Annotated in this window: 10 protein-coding genes; 6 read left to right on the forward strand and 4 right to left on the reverse strand. The window is 32.6% G+C overall.

Features of this window, described 5'->3' with window-relative positions; genetic code table 11:
- Positions 1-23 precede the first annotated feature (23 nt).
- Entirely contained in the window at positions 24-449 is a 426-nt protein-coding gene (locus C7448_RS02885) for a hypothetical protein (RefSeq protein ID WP_115899843.1), read from the forward strand.
- Between the two features lie 49 nt (positions 450-498).
- Here the strand turns inward: C7448_RS02885 and C7448_RS16080 are convergent, their stop codons facing one another.
- The 4 genes from C7448_RS16080 to C7448_RS16085 all read right to left on the reverse strand — a co-directional run bounded on the left by C7448_RS16080 (position 499) and on the right by C7448_RS16085 (position 8,363).
- Complete coding sequence (locus C7448_RS16080) at positions 499-1,695, reverse strand: thrombospondin type 3 repeat-containing protein (RefSeq protein WP_115899844.1); 1,197 nt, start codon at positions 1,693-1,695, stop codon at positions 499-501.
- 143 nt (positions 1,696-1,838) lie between these two features.
- Positions 1,839-3,038, reverse strand: coding sequence for a multidrug transporter (locus C7448_RS02895; RefSeq protein WP_115899845.1), 1,200 nt, complete (start codon positions 3,036-3,038; stop codon positions 1,839-1,841).
- 43 nt (positions 3,039-3,081) lie between these two features.
- On the reverse strand, positions 3,082-5,898 hold the full coding sequence (locus C7448_RS02900; RefSeq protein WP_115899846.1) for a TonB-dependent receptor: 2,817 nt from the start codon (positions 5,896-5,898) through the stop codon (positions 3,082-3,084).
- Positions 5,899-6,032: 134 nt separating this feature from the next.
- Positions 6,033-8,363 (reverse strand): TonB-dependent receptor, encoded by a 2,331-nt coding sequence (locus C7448_RS16085; RefSeq protein ID WP_115899847.1) that lies wholly within the window; start codon positions 8,361-8,363, stop codon positions 6,033-6,035.
- Between the two features lie 132 nt (positions 8,364-8,495).
- Here C7448_RS16085 and C7448_RS02910 point away from each other — a divergent pair, with 132 nt between their 5' ends.
- From C7448_RS02910 to C7448_RS02930, 5 genes are all read left to right on the forward strand, one after another.
- Positions 8,496-9,155: a metal-dependent transcriptional regulator gene (locus C7448_RS02910; protein WP_115899848.1), complete on the forward strand. Its 660-nt coding sequence runs from the start codon at positions 8,496-8,498 to the stop codon at positions 9,153-9,155.
- Between the two features lie 18 nt (positions 9,156-9,173).
- The gene (locus C7448_RS02915; protein ID WP_115899849.1) at positions 9,174-10,010 is read left to right on the forward strand and encodes a ZIP family metal transporter; all 837 of its coding nucleotides are present in this window, start codon (positions 9,174-9,176) and stop codon (positions 10,008-10,010) included.
- Between the two features lie 76 nt (positions 10,011-10,086).
- Positions 10,087-13,212, forward strand: coding sequence for a UvrD-helicase domain-containing protein (locus C7448_RS02920; protein ID WP_115899850.1), 3,126 nt, complete (start codon positions 10,087-10,089; stop codon positions 13,210-13,212).
- 47 nt (positions 13,213-13,259) lie between these two features.
- Positions 13,260-14,453 (forward strand): glycine C-acetyltransferase, encoded by a 1,194-nt coding sequence (gene kbl, locus C7448_RS02925; RefSeq protein ID WP_115899851.1) that lies wholly within the window; start codon positions 13,260-13,262, stop codon positions 14,451-14,453.
- A gap of 119 nt (positions 14,454-14,572) precedes the next feature.
- Entirely contained in the window at positions 14,573-15,928 is a 1,356-nt protein-coding gene (locus C7448_RS02930; protein ID WP_115899852.1) for an OmpA family protein, read from the forward strand.
- Positions 15,929-16,065 lie beyond the last annotated feature (137 nt).

Genomic DNA, 16,065 nt, shown 5'->3' on the forward strand with positions numbered 1-16,065 from the left:
CATAATCTAAAAAGTAAGAATAGATGAAATACCAAAAAATAATAATTCCTGTAGTATTTTTATTAGTGATAAATTGTGTAGCACAAAATAAAACAAAACAGTTTGATAAAATAGCTTATGAAGCCCAAACAAGAGGAAGTTTGGTACAGTTAACTATTGAAGGAAATAAATTATCATACAAAACGTATCAAAAGGAAGGAACTAAAGAAGTAACAAAAGAACAATTAGAAGAATTAAAAAGGATAGTTAATGAGTTAAATTTAGATGAAATAAGCGGTTTAAAGGCACCAAGCGAAAAAAGAATAACAGATGGAGCTTTGCATGCAGAATTCGCTATTAAAATAACTGATAAGGAATATAAATCAAGCACATTTGATGCGGGTAATCCACCAAAAGAATTAAAAAAACTAGAAGATTTATTATACAGTCTTTCTGATTTAAAAGAATAAACAAAAAAACCGAGCAATTTGCTCGGTTTTTTTGTTAAAAGAAAGAATATTAATTCTTTTTATAAATTTTACTTTTTTTACCGTCTTTATCAATAAAGTAGAAACCTTCAGGTAGGTTTTTAATAATATCAGTTTCTTGTGTTTTGCTATTGATAGTAGTTTCATTAATCTTATTTCCGTTTACATCATGAATAGTCAACTGAGTTGGAGTTTTAAATGATGAAGAATTAGCGCTAGCGTAAGCTTGATTGTTACCTTCATTAGATTCAGATGTGTTTCCATGGTAATCTGCTATAGCATGTAAATAATTAAAGCTTGAAAGGTTATATCCTGAATAATTATCCCATATATATATTTCTGAGCACATCTCTTTAGTTTGGTTTGGAGCTATGCTTAACGAAGAGCTAGGATAAGGAAGGTTAGCTACAATACTTGAACTATTCAAGCTTGAGCTGTTTGTTAGAATTAAAGCTGTATTATTAATTGTACCGGTTGCAGCCCCTATATTTTTAATATTAACACAGAATTTATGGTTTTGGTTGGTTCTTAGAGTTAATGCTCCAGATGAGTCTGTACTCGTATAAGTTCCTCCTGCATTGATAGACATACTAACGACAACAAAATCAGGGTTACCAATAGGACATCCATTGTTAGAGGAAGGGCCTGCTTGGTTAGGGCAGTTGTCTTGCCAGTTTTGTACCCCATCACTATCAGAATCTCTATTGTCTTGTGAGTCGCATGCATCACCAATACCGTCATTATCCATATCGTTTTGATTACTGTTTGAAACACTTATACAATTATCTTGGCTATTCAAAATACCATCTCCATCATTATCTCCATCAGGAAATATATAGGTCAAAGTTTTAGTTAAACCTGCATACTTTACCACCAAAAGAAACTTTTTATTTAGTTCAGTAGAGTAATCTATAAGTGAAGTATTCCACCAATTTTTTAAAGTGTAAGAAGAAAATATTAAGTCAACATCGTCTTCACGGTTCCAATAACTTCTGGCTATTTCATTTGAAGAGTTTACAGCGTCTTTGTAAACAATTAAGTCTATTTGATGGTGTCTATGTGTGCCGTAGCTATAATCACCTCTAATTTTAAATTCAAAATCAAATCTTGTGCTAGCAGGAAAGGTTAGTCCTTTTGTTTCATTTACCTTAAAGTCTATAACATCTATGGTTTGAGAAAAGCATGAGAAACTTAAAATAAACAATGTAATTAATGTAATTTTTTTCATAGTTTTTATGTATTATAATTAATCATTATAAAAATCTGGCTTTTTTCTTGTTTATGAGTTAACCATAGATTACTAAAAAGTAAATAAACTATAAAACAAAAAAACCGAGCAAATCGCTCGGTTTTTGTTAGGAGATATAAGTTTTATTGTCTAGTCCATCCAGCTCCCCAAGTAGCATAATCTGTACCAGTTGCAGCATCATTTTCAGTAACGAAATCAGCATCAGCAAAAGCAACACCTGTATCGTTTTTTACTTTAACAGTAACATCTTCAAACTTTACATCAGTAGCTTTCAAGTCACCAGAAGTAACACCATTGCCAGTTGGGTTATCAGTAGCATCACCATCTAAATCAAATCCCTCAGCAAAACCGATTAATAAAACATTGTTGAAAATACCTTGAGTACCAGCTCTTAAACGGATAGCTTCATTTGCAGTTCCAGAACCTAACCCTTCAATAGTTAAGTTAGTTACTGTTGGCTTAGAGAAAAACTTAGGGCTAGATAAGTTTCCTATATCAGTATTGTAACCATCAGCTTCAATTCCTTTGTCATGGTCAGTACCGTGCATAACATAAGCGTCTGTAATAGTACCAGAGTATCCTTCAGTCCAGTCAATAGAATCGTCTTCAGCATTAACAATAGATACATTATTTACGTTTACAGTTCCTCCAAAGAATTCTACACCATCATCCTTTCCTTCAAACATTTGAATGTACTCTACAGTTGTACCATTACCAACTCCGTAGAAAGAAAACCCGTTGTTTTCAGATTGACCATCTGCTTTACCTCCAGAGTACTCAACTCTTACATAACGTAAAGTACCTGAATTATCATCAGCTACATCTCCACCGTAAGGTAAACTAGCGATTTCTGAAGTTGAAGTAGCAGTACCACCAGCTACAGAGTTAATAGGAGCTTTACCTAATAAGATTAGTCCTCCCCAATCACCTGCATTAGGAGTAGTAGCGCTAGAAGTAAAGATAATAGGTTGACTAGATGTTCCTTCTGCTATAATTTTTGCACCTTGAGAAATAGCTAAATAAACATCAGCACCTGTTGCAGCAGCTTTAATAACTGTTCCAGCAGGAATTGTTAAAGTAGTACCATCTTCAAATATAGTTGGTCCTGTAATTGTGTATGCTTTAGAAGCATCTAATGTTAAATCAGTAGTATAATTTCCTTTTAATTCGATTGCATCGTTATTGTCCGATCCACCCCCGTTGTTATTTGTGTTATTTGTAACACTATTATCATTAATAATAATGTCTGCAGTGTCATCATCTCCACATGAAGTAAATAACGTAGCTGCTAAAGCTAATCCTAATAAAAAATTATTTTTCATTGTTTTAAAGTTTAATTGTATTCTTTTTTTGAGTTTATTTTTGTTAAAATTTGTATTTAAGTCCTAAGCTTATATTTGTTCCTCTTTTGTATTCAGATAGAGTTACATCTCCAATTGAAGTATTTTCTCTAACTCTTTTTATAGATGGGTCTAGTAAGTTTTTAGCTTTTAAGTCAACTTCCCAGTTTTCTCCGAATTTATTTTTCCAAATAAAATCGACTGTAGGAACTCCTTTTTCAATAACGTTTCCTAATTCACCTGCGCCTAAAGCATCAATTCTATCAGAGAAGTAAGAGAATACTAATGAAGTTATAGGTTTATAGTTTTTAAATTGAGTAGGTGTATAGTTTAAGTTAGCGTTAATTAAGAAGGGCGAGGCTCCTTGTAATTCATCACTATCTCTATTAAAGGTTGTAGCGTACCCTGAAACTCCTTTAATCTCTTTTTTTAAGTCTTGGTCGGTATGCATGTAAGTAAAGTTAAAACCAGCAGACATTACCGTGTCATCATCTTCGTCTTTTACTAAGTTTTTACGAATTTCAATCTCAACACCAGCAACAGTTGCTTTGTCACCAGTTCTAAAATAGCGTTGGTTACCAGCTGCGCTATTTGCAATTACTAAGTTTACAGGATCGTTGATTTGCTTACCAAAAGCTCCGATAGATAATAACTCATCTCTTGAGATAAACCATTCATATTTTAAATCTAAGTTGAAGATTTTAGAGAATGAAGGGTTGTCTAATAAATCTGGGTTCCCCCCAATTCTTTGTCCGATTCCTTCGTAAATAAATGGAGCCACTTCTTTAAATTCAGGTACAGATACAGTTTGACTGAAATTGAAGCGTAAGTTTTGATCTTCGTTTACAGCATATTTTACGTTTAAACTAGGTAAGAAAAATGTTTCTGATGCATTTCTAAAACCAGGATCATTAGGGTTAATGTTGATTACGTCGTAGGTAACTTCTTGGTTAAAAGACTCTATTCTAATACCAGGAACAAATACCCATTTTTCACCAGACTTAATTTCTCCTGAAATATATCCTGCATGTATTTTTAATGTACCATTGTAAGTGTTTTCATATAAACCAGGTAAACTAGCGATGTTGCTGTTTTCAAAACCAGGTAACTTTCTAAAAACATCTAGTTTAAAGATTTTTCCTGTTTGGTTTTTAAATATCTGGGCATTATTAATGTTGAAAATACTATTAAAATTATTTACATCAGAAACTTCATATTTAGAATCTAAAATATCATAACCATATCTAATATTGTTAAAGTCTCTTTCTTTAATCCTTCCGTTATAACCAAAATTGAAAGTTAAGTTTTCGGTAGCTTTATAAGCTAAATTAACTCGACTGTTTAACTCTTCATCAATAATTTTTTGGAAATAACGTTGATTGTCAAATGAGTTATTTGTATAAAAAACTGCATTTGTATTCGGGTCATTATCTAAAGTGTTTTGAAAATTTTCTAAACTTATTCTCTTTCTATCTGGTTCATGAGCAAATACATTGTTATAACCAATTCCCCAGCTTACTTTTAATTTATTATCCTCAAAGTTATGCTCTCCAGTTAATTGGTTAACAAATACTAAATCTTGATTGTATTGAACGTTCATTTGATAGAAACCTTCATCAGTATTGTTTAAAGCATCTCTGTTTTTACCTAACCCTTTAAAACCATAGTAACCTACTTCGTCACCTGAGTTATTTAAAAATAAAGATGTAAACTTAACCTTATTGTTGCCGTCAATTCTGTATAGAGCACTTAACATTGCAGTTGTTGAAGTAGAATATTCATATTCTTTTGCATTTGGGTATTCTTTTTTAAATACGTTTGAGAAATCTACAATTGGTCCTTCTCTATATTCAAAATCTCTGTTGAATGATGCTGTACCAAAAAGACTTAATCTACCACCGTTTTTAAAATTAAAAGATTTACCAGCATTTAGGGCAATAGAATTATTAACAGGACTTCCTGCATTTACAGGGTCAACTCCATGAGAAAGAACTACTGCATAAGGGTTGTGTTTAAAACGATTGTAATAACCAAAATTCCCTGTTCCTTCGCTTTTTCTGAAGTCTTCTCCCATGGCTCTAGAATTAACCCCAGAACCAATACTTACCTCTACAAAACCATTTCCTCTATATTCTTTAGAAGAGATGTCAATATTACCAGCAGCAAAGTCTCCGTAAAAATTTGATGAATATGCTTTACTAATTGATACGTTTTGAATTATATCAGAAGGGAATAAATTTAGGTCTATATTTTTTTTAGCAATATCATTAGATGGTAATGAAAGACCGTTCATTGTTGTGTTTAAATATCTATCACCTAAACCACGTACATATACATTACTAGATCCTTCTTGTTTAGAAACACCCGATATTTTTGAAACAGCACCTGCAGCGTCAGAAATACCCTTAGAAGAAAGCTCTTCTGCTCCAATACTTTCTTTGATAACTGTAGCTTTCTTTTGTTCTAATAATAAAGCACTTGCTCTATCTTTACTGGTAGAAGCTTTAATTTCAACTTCATCTAGTGCAACACCTTCATTTGCGCCTAAGTCTTGATTAACTGTTATTGTTTCGTTTGCTTTTACTAATATTGGTTTTTCAACTGTTTGATAACCAACAAAACTAAAAACAATAGTTTGGTTTCCTGCAGGCACACTAAGCGTGTACTTACCATCCATATCGGTTGTCCCCCCGATTGAAGTTCCTTTAATAAAGACATTAGCAAAAGGTAATGCCTCACCACTCATCTCTTTATCTGTTACAGTTCCTGTTACAGTTCCTTTGCTTTGCGAAAAAGCAAAGTTGCAAAGGCTTAAAAGAGTAATAAATATTATTTTTTTCATTCTAACTAACTTGTGTTCTTAAATACCCTGCAAAAGTGATGTGGTATTGTAAACCTAATGTTAGTTAGAAATTACTATTGTATTATTAGAATGTTTCTTAAATGTTAACCAGAGAAGTGTATGTTATCTTAATATTAATTGCTAGAGAATTTCAAACCAAAAACAAAGGTTCTTGGTGTAGCTGGACCGTAAATAAAATTGCTGTCACGTTCTTTGCCAACATCAAATTTTGATTGGTATGCATCAAAAATATTCTTAACTCCAGCAGTAAGTTCTAGGTTAGTGTTCAATTTTTCTATTTCAAAAGTATAACTGCTGTTAATGCCTAAATTGAAAAAAGAAGGAGAGGTGAAATATTCATCAGCTATTAGGTTTTGTGGAGAAGCTAAATGTAGTACTTTCATGCTTCCTGTATACACTAAGTTTAAAGCAGTTTTAAATTTTTGGTTTGGTGTGTAGGTTGCAGTTGCGTAACCATAAGTATTTGGAGTGCGTAAAAATTCTTTTTTTAATGGTAATTCATCAGAATTATTAACTGCTGTATTGTATTTGCTAGATTGATATGTAAACCCTGCATCTAATTGTAGAATACCATCATAATTTAATCGTGTTTCTAAAGTGATTCCTTTTACTACGGCACCATCACCATTTCTTTTTTCAAAAACTTCACCAAAAGCATCTTCTCCAATAGATTCTAAATAAAAAGCATCTTTTAAATTTGTGTAAAAACTCTCAAAGGTGAACCCGTAAATATAATGTTCGGTAGGTTTGTCGTAATTAAAGGATAACGTATAACTATTAGAACGTTCTCTTTTTAAGTTGTCAGCTAATAGCACTCGTGAAACCCCACCACCAGCAAAGGCAATATGCAAATCGGTATCAAACGCTTGAGGTGCTCTAAACCCGGTTCCCCATGTTCCTCTGATTTGGGTATTCTCAAAAGGTTTAAATAATAAAGATACTCGGGGGCTAGCTACATTGTTAACAATGGTTTTTTGAGTTCCGTCTTGTTTTAAAGCATTCAATTTATGATTGTCGTAACGAACACCTGTTAATAGATTTAACTGCTTGTTTATTTCCCAATCACTTTGAAAAAAGAACCCGAAGTTTTGAGTTAATTGATCTACCTTGTATTCGTATGCTTCAATAACATCAAAAACATCGTCTTGTACAAATTCACCACCTAAAGTAAATACATTATTTCCTCCTAAAAACTCCTCTAATTGGTGGTTGAATTGTAAGCCACCTTGAAAAGTAGTTGTAGTTGAGTTTCCATAAGGAGGTTTTGCTAAATGATCTGTGTCTTGAGGAGTGCCAACATCTGGACGAATACCTGTGTAATGTTCCCTATCGGTATATTGTGTGGCAAAATAAGAAATAATTGAACTTTTATCATCGTTAAAATTAATTTGATAATCAATATTTCCTACATAAACATCGTGTACACGTTCTTCCGATTGCATTGCAAAATGAGGCGCTTTATCAACCATTTCTCCACCATAACGATATTCATTCATTTTGCTAAAATTAACTTCTATTTTTTGATTGTCTGTCGGAAGGAAAAACAAATTAGTTCCAAATGAGTTATTTTTTAACTCAGGTAGTTCAGAAAAATTATCACCATTAGCATCATACAGTTCTCTTTTTCTGTTATTGATAAAAAATGAAGCACCAGCATTTCTGTCTTCATTTATAACAGTAGCATTTCCGGCAATAATATGATCTGAAGCACCTTTGATATTCTGATAGGTGTAACCTATACTATAATTGTTTTTCTTCGGAATTTTGGTAATTACATTCACCGTACCACCAATAGCACTAGAGCCATATAAGGCAGAACCACCACCACGAACTACCTCAATGCGTTCAATCATGTTGGTAGGTACTTGTTCTAATCCGTACAATCCAGTTAACGGACTAAAAATAGGACGACCATTAATCAAAATCTGAGAGTATCCGCCAGCTAAACCATTCATTCGGAGTTGTGTATAATTACAAGTTTGACAATCGGTTTCTACACGTAAACCAGTTTGAAACTTTAATCCTTCCGATAAGTTACATGCTTGTACATCTGCCAAGGTTTGACTGTTGATAACATTTACAATAACAGGGCTATTGGTTCTACGTTTATCGGTACGAGTACCTGTAACAGTGACTTGATCTAAAATTTCAGCAGTTTCTGTTAATGTAAAATTGATTGTTTTTTCTTCTGAAGGATTTAGAGTGAAGGTTTTTCTTTCTGACAAAAAACCAATACTAGATGCAACTAAGACAAATTTGTTTTTTGTTGTCTCTAATCTATAGTTACCTGATTCATCTGTGGTAGTTCCGTCTTCTGTTCCTTTTATAAATACATTAGCAAATGGTATGGTTTCTCCTGAGGAAGAAGTAATTTTCCCTTTAATCGTTTGTCCATTTACAATGCTTGATACTAATATTAAAGCTAAGGCAATGTGATTTTTCATGTTGAAAATAGTTTCCTGTTAAACAGTTTTAAAATAAAAATTTATGCAAATATAAATTAATTTTTAGTCTAGGCTAAAAATATGTTTAATTAAATCAAAAACTATATATTTGCATACCTAAAAAAAATAGAGATGTTTAGTCAGTCTGAAGAAAATTATATAAAAACAATGTATCATTTGGCTGCTGATTATAAAAAAGGAATCAGTACGAATGCAATTGCAAAAAAACTAGATACAAAAGCATCTTCGGTAACAGATATGGTTAAAAAACTATCAGAAAAAAATGTGGTTAGTTATAAAAAATATCAAGGAGTAACGTTAACCGATTTTGGAAAAAAAATAGCTGCAAATATTGTTCGTAAACATCGATTATGGGAAGTTTTCTTAGTAGATAAATTAAACTTTTCTTGGGATGAAGTACACGAAGTTGCAGAGCAGCTAGAACATATTAAATCTCCCAAATTAATTAATGAACTAGATGCTTTTTTAGGTTATCCAAAAAGAGATCCGCATGGAGACCCTATTCCAGATAAAGAAGGAAACTTGCAAATAATAGAAAAAAGTTTGTTATCAACCTTTAAAAAAGAAGAAATAGGAGTTTGTGTAGGGGTAGACGATAGCTCTTCAGAATTTTTACGTTTTTTAGATAAACAAGGAATCGCTTTAGGAAAACAAATAAAAATTATAGAAAAAGAACCTTTTGATGGTTCTTTAATGATAGAGATGGAAGGGAAAATACTTTCTGTGTCCAATAAAATAGCAAGTAATTTATATCTGCAAAAAACACATTAAAAAATTATATAAAAACATATGAATACATTTGATCAATTAGTAGCTTTTGGAAAAGAGCACCCAATTCAAGCAGCTTTATATGCATCCCTTTTTACATGGGGTTTGACCGCTTTAGGAGCAAGTTTAGTGTTCTTTTTCAAAAAAATGAACCGAGCTGTTTTAGATGGAATGCTAGGTTTTACAGGTGGAGTAATGGTAGCAGCAAGTTTTTGGAGTTTGCTGGCACCAGCAATAGATAACAGTCCAGGAGAAGGGTTTGTAAAGGTGCTTCCTTCAGCAATAGGTTTTGCTTTGGGGGCTGTAGCGTTGTTTGGTATGGATAAAATATTACCGCACTTACATATTAATTTTAAAGAGCATGAAGTTGAAGGTGTAAAAACAAGTTGGCACAAAACAACCTTATTAGTGTTGGCAATTACTTTACATAATATCCCAGAAGGTTTAGCAGTTGGAGTGTTGTTTGGGGCGGCTTCTACAATGGTAGGAGTAGAGCAAACCGAAATGATTATCGCTGCTGTTTCATTAGCCATTGGTATTGGAATTCAAAATTTCCCAGAAGGATTTGCAGTTGCAATGCCTTTAAGAAGACAAGGAGTGGGGCGTTTTAAAAGTTTTTGGTACGGACAATTGTCAGCTATTGTGGAGCCTATGGCAGCTGTTTTAGGAGCTGTAGCAGTATCTTTTTTTACACCGATTTTACCTTACGCATTAGCGTTTGCAGCAGGAGCAATGATTTTTGTAGTAGTTGAAGAAGTAATTCCAGAAACACAACGAGATAAATATACTGATATCGCAACTCTAGGCTTCATTGGAGGGTTTATTGTAATGATGTCGTTGGATGTTGGTTTAGGATAGGAACTAAATAAGAATAAACTTAAAAAAGCTAAACAAATCCTGTTTAGCTTTTTGTATTTTGCATAAAATTTAACTAGTGCATAAACCATCCATTTTTCAAGTATACAATGCTTCTGCGGGAAGTGGTAAAACATTTACTCTGGTAAAGGAGTATCTGAAAGTTTTATTACAATCCGAAGATATTTTTCGCTTTCAAAAAATATTGGCAATTACATTTACCAATAAAGCTGCCGGAGAAATGAAAGAGCGTGTATTAGATAACTTACAAGCTTTTGCAGAAGGAGAAACAAATGATTTGCTAGAGATTATTTTAGAAGAAACATTGCTTGATAGAACTGTTGTAAAAGATCGAAGTACAAAAATACTGGATGAAATTCTTCGGAATTATTCTGCTTTTTCAATTACTACTATTGATAGTTTTACCCATAAAATTATTAAGAGTTTTGCTTATGATTTAGGACTACCACTTAATTTTGAAGTGGAAATGGATGCAGTTTCTTTGTTAAACGAAGCTGTAGATGTATTGATTTCTAAAATAGGAAGTGATGAAGCGTTAACTAAATTACTGATTGATTTTTCTTTAGATAAAGCTGATGACGATAAGTCGTGGGATATTTCTCGTGAACTCAATGAATTTGCTAAAATTTTGCTGAATGAAGATGATACAAAGCACTTTAAAAAACTAGCAGATAAGAAATTAAACGATTTTACTTCACTTAAAAATAAGTTACAAAAGCATCAAAAGCAAATTGTTGGTCGCTTTAAAGAGTTAGGAGAAGAAGGTTTACAGGTAATTGAAGCAGTACAGTTAGATCATAAAGATTTTTACCGATCGATGTTGCCAAATCATTTTGTAGCGTTGGCTCAAAACCCAGAAAAAGCAAAGTTTTTTGATCAAAGTAAATTAAGAGAACGAATAGAAGAGAGTAATTTTTATTCTAAGTCAAAATCAGAAGATGTAAAAACAGCGATTGAAGGTGTTTTACCAGAATTGTTGAGATTGTATACAGAATCAGAACAGCTATATCAACAGTTTTCAATGAATAAATTAGCATTGAAAAGCATCATTCCGTTAGCAGTTTTAAACAACATTAATCAAGAATTATCGCATTTAAAAGAGGAAAATAATTTACGATTAAATGCGGAATTTAATCAGTTAATTTCTGATAATATTAAAGACCAACCAGCACCTTTTATTTACGAGCGAATTGGGCAGCGATTTATGCATTATTTTATTGATGAAATGCAAGATACATCAACCTTGCAATGGCAAAATTTAATTCCATTAATTGATAATGCGTTAGCACAAGAAAACAGCAACTTATTATTGGTAGGTGATGGAAAGCAAGCAATTTATCGTTGGCGTGGAGGGAAGTCAGAACAATTTATAGGGTTAGGTTCAGCAAAAGATAATCCGTTTCAAATTCAGAAGGAAATAAAAACCTTAGAAACCAATTTTAGGAGTTATGCTGAGGTAATCAGTTTTAATAATCAGTTTTTTCAACATACAGCAAACTTTCTTCAAAACGAATCGTACAAACAATTGTTTGTTGAAGGAAATAAACAATTAACAACCACTAAAAAAGGAGGTTTTGTATCACTCTCTTTTCTAGAAAAAGAAGCAAATAAAGAGGAAGAAAAAAATAAATATCCGAAGAAAATTTTAGAGCTTGTTAAAGAATTAGAAACTAATTTTTCTTTAAATGATATTTGTATTTTAGTTCGAAAAAAGAAAGACGGAATCGCTGTAGCCAATTATTTATCAGCACATGGAATTGATATCATTTCTTCAGAAACATTATTGTTAGAAAATAGTTCAAAGGTCAATTTTATATCCAATGTTTTACAAGTAATTCAACACCCAAAAGATAAAGAAACCTGTTTAGAAGTTCTTTATTTTTTACATAATCACTTAAAAGTTGTAGAAGATAAACACTCGTTTATAGCTAAGTTGATTCATCAACCAAACGAAAAGCTTTTTCAAGAATTAAAAAGCTACGGAACGTCTTTTGAATTATCGATGTTTCATCAGTTACCATTTTATGAAAAAATAGAAGAAACTATCCGAGGATTCCAATTAATTACTTCTTCGGATGCTTATGTGCAGTTCTTTTTAGATGTAGTTTTAGAACAACAACGAAAAGGAACAAGTATTCAAGAGTTTTTAGATTTCTGGTCAGAAAAAAAAGACAAACTAAGTATTGTAGCTCCTGAAAGCGGAAATGCGGTACAAGTCATGACAATTCACAAGTCAAAAGGGCTAGAGTTTCCTGTAGTTATTTTTCCGTACGATTTAGATGTGTATCGACAAGTGAATCCGAAAGTTTGGTTAAATGAATTACCAGAAAACTATGATGGCTTCAAAGAGTTATTGGTTCCATTCAATAAAGACTTGAATTATGTAAACGATAGAGGTTTGGGAATTTATCAACAACAAAGAGAAGAGTTAGAGTTAGATAATTTTAACCTACTATATGTTGCCCTTACTAGAGCAGTTGAGCAATTATATATAGTAACGGAAAAGAAGATTTCGTCTAAAGGAGAAGAAAATACCAATTTCTACTCTGGGGTATTTATAAATTATTTAAAAAAAATAGATGAATGGAATGATGAGGTTTTAGAATATTCCTTTGGAAATAAAGAAAGAGTAAGTGTTCGAGAAGAAAAAATATCACAAGTCCAAATACAACAAGGTTTTATATCTACACCTTGGAAAGAACATAATATACATATGTTAGCAAGTGCATCAAAATTGTGGGATACTGAACAAGGAAAAGCTATTGAATTTGGTAATTTGATTCATGAAATGATGGCAGAAATTATTACAAAAAATGATGTTGAGAAAGTTGTGTATCGTTATGAGCAACAAGGAGTGTTGCCGCAAGAAAAATCATCCGAAGTAATAAAAGACATACAACGAATTGTAAATCATTCAGAGTTAAAAGAATACTTTTCTGAGGAAGTAAAAGTGTTTAATGAAAGAGAAATAGTAGATGTAGACAATCAAATTATAATTCCAGACCGGTTGATTTTTAATCAAAAAAATGAAGTAGTGATTGTTGATTACAAAACAGGGAAACCATCCAAAGCATACCATCAGCAGTTATTAAAGTATGAACGAGTATTAAAGTCAATGAACATTGAAGTGTTAAAAAAAATACTAGTATATATTAATGAAGAAATTTTGGTTGAAGAAGTTTAAAAACTAACTTTGACCTTTTTATAGCAAACAACTTTCAAACATAAATTATGTACGGAAAAATTAAAGAACAATTAGAACAAGAAATTCAGGATATAAAAGATGCTGGGTTGTATAAATCAGAACGTGTTATTACTTCGTCGCAAGATGCAGTTATTAAAATATCTACAGGAGAAGAGGTGATTAACTTTTGTGCCAATAATTATTTAGGATTGTCAAATCATCCAGAAGTAATTCAAGCAGCAAAAGACACTTTGGATACGCATGGTTTTGGAATGTCTTCTGTACGCTTTATCTGTGGGACACAAGATATTCATAAACAATTAGAGCAAAAGATAGCTGATTTTTATACAACAGAAGATACCATATTATACGCAGCAGCTTTTGATGCAAATGGAGGGGTTTTTGAACCTTTATTAACCAAAGAAGATGCTATTATCTCTGATAGTTTAAACCACGCATCTATTATTGATGGAGTTCGTTTGTGTAAAGCAGCACGTTACCGATATAATAATAATGACATGACTTCTTTAGAAGAGCAATTAATTGAGGCGAATAAACAAGGTCACCGATTTAAAATTATCGTAACTGATGGAGTTTTTTCTATGGATGGAATCGTAGCGAAACTAGATGAGATATGTGACTTAGCTGATAAGTACGATGCTATGGTAATGGTTGATGAATGTCATGCTGCTGGATTTATTGGTAAAACAGGAAGAGGAACAGTAGAGCTTAAAAATGTAATGGATCGTGTTGATATCGTTACAGGAACCTTAGGTAAAGCTCTTGGAGGAGCTATGGGAGGATATACTACAGGAAAGAAAGAAATTATAGAGATTTTACGCCAACGTTCACGTCCATATTTATTCTCAAACTCATTAGCCCCAGCAATTGTAGGTGCTTCATTAAAAGTATTTGATTTATTATCAAATGATACAACATTACGTGATAAATTAGAATGGAATACAAATTATTTCCGTACTGAAATGGAAAAGGCAGGTTTTGATTTAGTTGGAGCTGATGCAGCAATAGTACCTGTGATGCTGTACGATGCAAAACTATCTCAAGACATGGCAAATAAATTGTTAGAAGAAGGCATTTATGTAATAGGTTTTTTCTACCCAGTTGTACCGAAAGAGCAAGCAAGAATTCGAGTGCAGTTATCTGCAGCTCATGAAAAAGAACATTTAGACAGAGCAATAAAAGCTTTTAGTAAGGTTGGGAAAGAGCTAAAAGTGATATAAATATCTTGTGCAAAAACTTGCATTTATTGTAAGTTTTTGTAGATTTGTTTTTGTAAATAAGTTTGAACAACTTACATTTGCGTAATATATAAACGAACTTTTAATTTAAATTTTTAATAATGAAACAATTAAAATTAGCTGTGATGGCTTTATTTGCGTTTGCCGCAATAAACGTTAGCGCACAGGATTCAGACAACCCTTGGGCGGTTGGTTTCGGGGTTAACGCAGTAGACGTTAGGATCCCTACGAAATTTGGAGATTATGCTAAAGATTACATCGGTACTAGTGACTGGAATATCTTACCATCAATTTCAAGAGTAACTGTAGACAGATACTTAAACGATGGTTTTACATTACAATTAGCAGGATCGTTAAATAAAATCGAAACTTTCCGTGAAGAAGATGATATGGATGAGCTTTACTGGGCTATCGACGCTAACGTAAAGTATGACTTAAACAACTTATTTGGTCAAACAGGATGGTTTGATCCTTATGTATATGTTGGTGGAGGTTATACATCTTTAGCTGACGAAGGAGAAGGAATGTTAAATGCTGGTTTAGGATTTAATACTTGGTTTAACGATAATTTAGGGTTAAACTTCCAATCTGGAGGAAAGAAAGAATTTGCTGATAAAGTTCAAGATCATTTCCAACACTCAATTGGTTTAGTATTTAAATTTGGAGGAAAAGATACTGACGGAGACGGAGTATATGACAAAGATGATGCATGTCCAGAAGTTGCTGGGTTAAAAGAATTCAACGGATGTCCTGATACTGATGGAGATGGAATCAAAGATTCTGACGATGCATGTCCAGAAGTTGCTGGTTTAGCTGCTTTAAACGGTTGTCCTGATGCTGATGGTGACGGTATTGCTGATAAAGATGATGCTTGTCCAACTGAAAAAGGAACTAAAGCTAATAATGGTTGTCCTGATGCTGATGGAGATGGTGTTGTAGATGGAAAAGATAAGTGTCCTAACACTGCTGGTCCAGCTGCTAATAACGGATGTCCTTGGCCAGATACTGACGGAGACGGAGTATTAGACAAAGACGATAAGTGTCCAAAAGTAGCAGGTGTAGCATCTAACAACGGATGTCCTGAAGTAGTAATCAAGGAAGAAGCTGTTAAGAAATTAAACGAGTTCGCAAGAGCTATCTACTTTAACTCAGGTAGAACTTCATTTAGAAAAGGAGTTACTGGTAAATTAGATTTAATCGCAGGAATTATGAAAGAATACCCTAAAGCTAACTTTAGCATCCAAGGGCATACTGATAGTTCAGGATCTAACTCTTTAAACCAAAGATTATCTGAAAAAAGAGCAAAAGCTGTTTTAGATTACTTAATCACTAAAGGTGGAGTTGATTCAAAAAGGTTAACTTCAGCTGGATTTGGTGAAGACTACCCAATTGCTGATAACAAAACAAGAGCTGGTAGAGCTGAAAACAGACGTGTTGAGATTAAATTAGTAAAGTAATTTAATTACAATCATAATATCAATAAAGGCCTCACATTTGTGAGGCTTTTTTTTATAGAAAAATACTCCGAAAGGTTTTTTAAATTCCACTAAAAAAATTACCTTTGCACCTTGAAAAAATGAGTTAAAACTCATAT

The sequence above is a fragment of the Tenacibaculum gallaicum genome (assembly GCF_003387615.1).
Taxonomy (GTDB): Bacteria; Bacteroidota; Bacteroidia; order Flavobacteriales; family Flavobacteriaceae; genus Polaribacter; species Polaribacter gallaicus.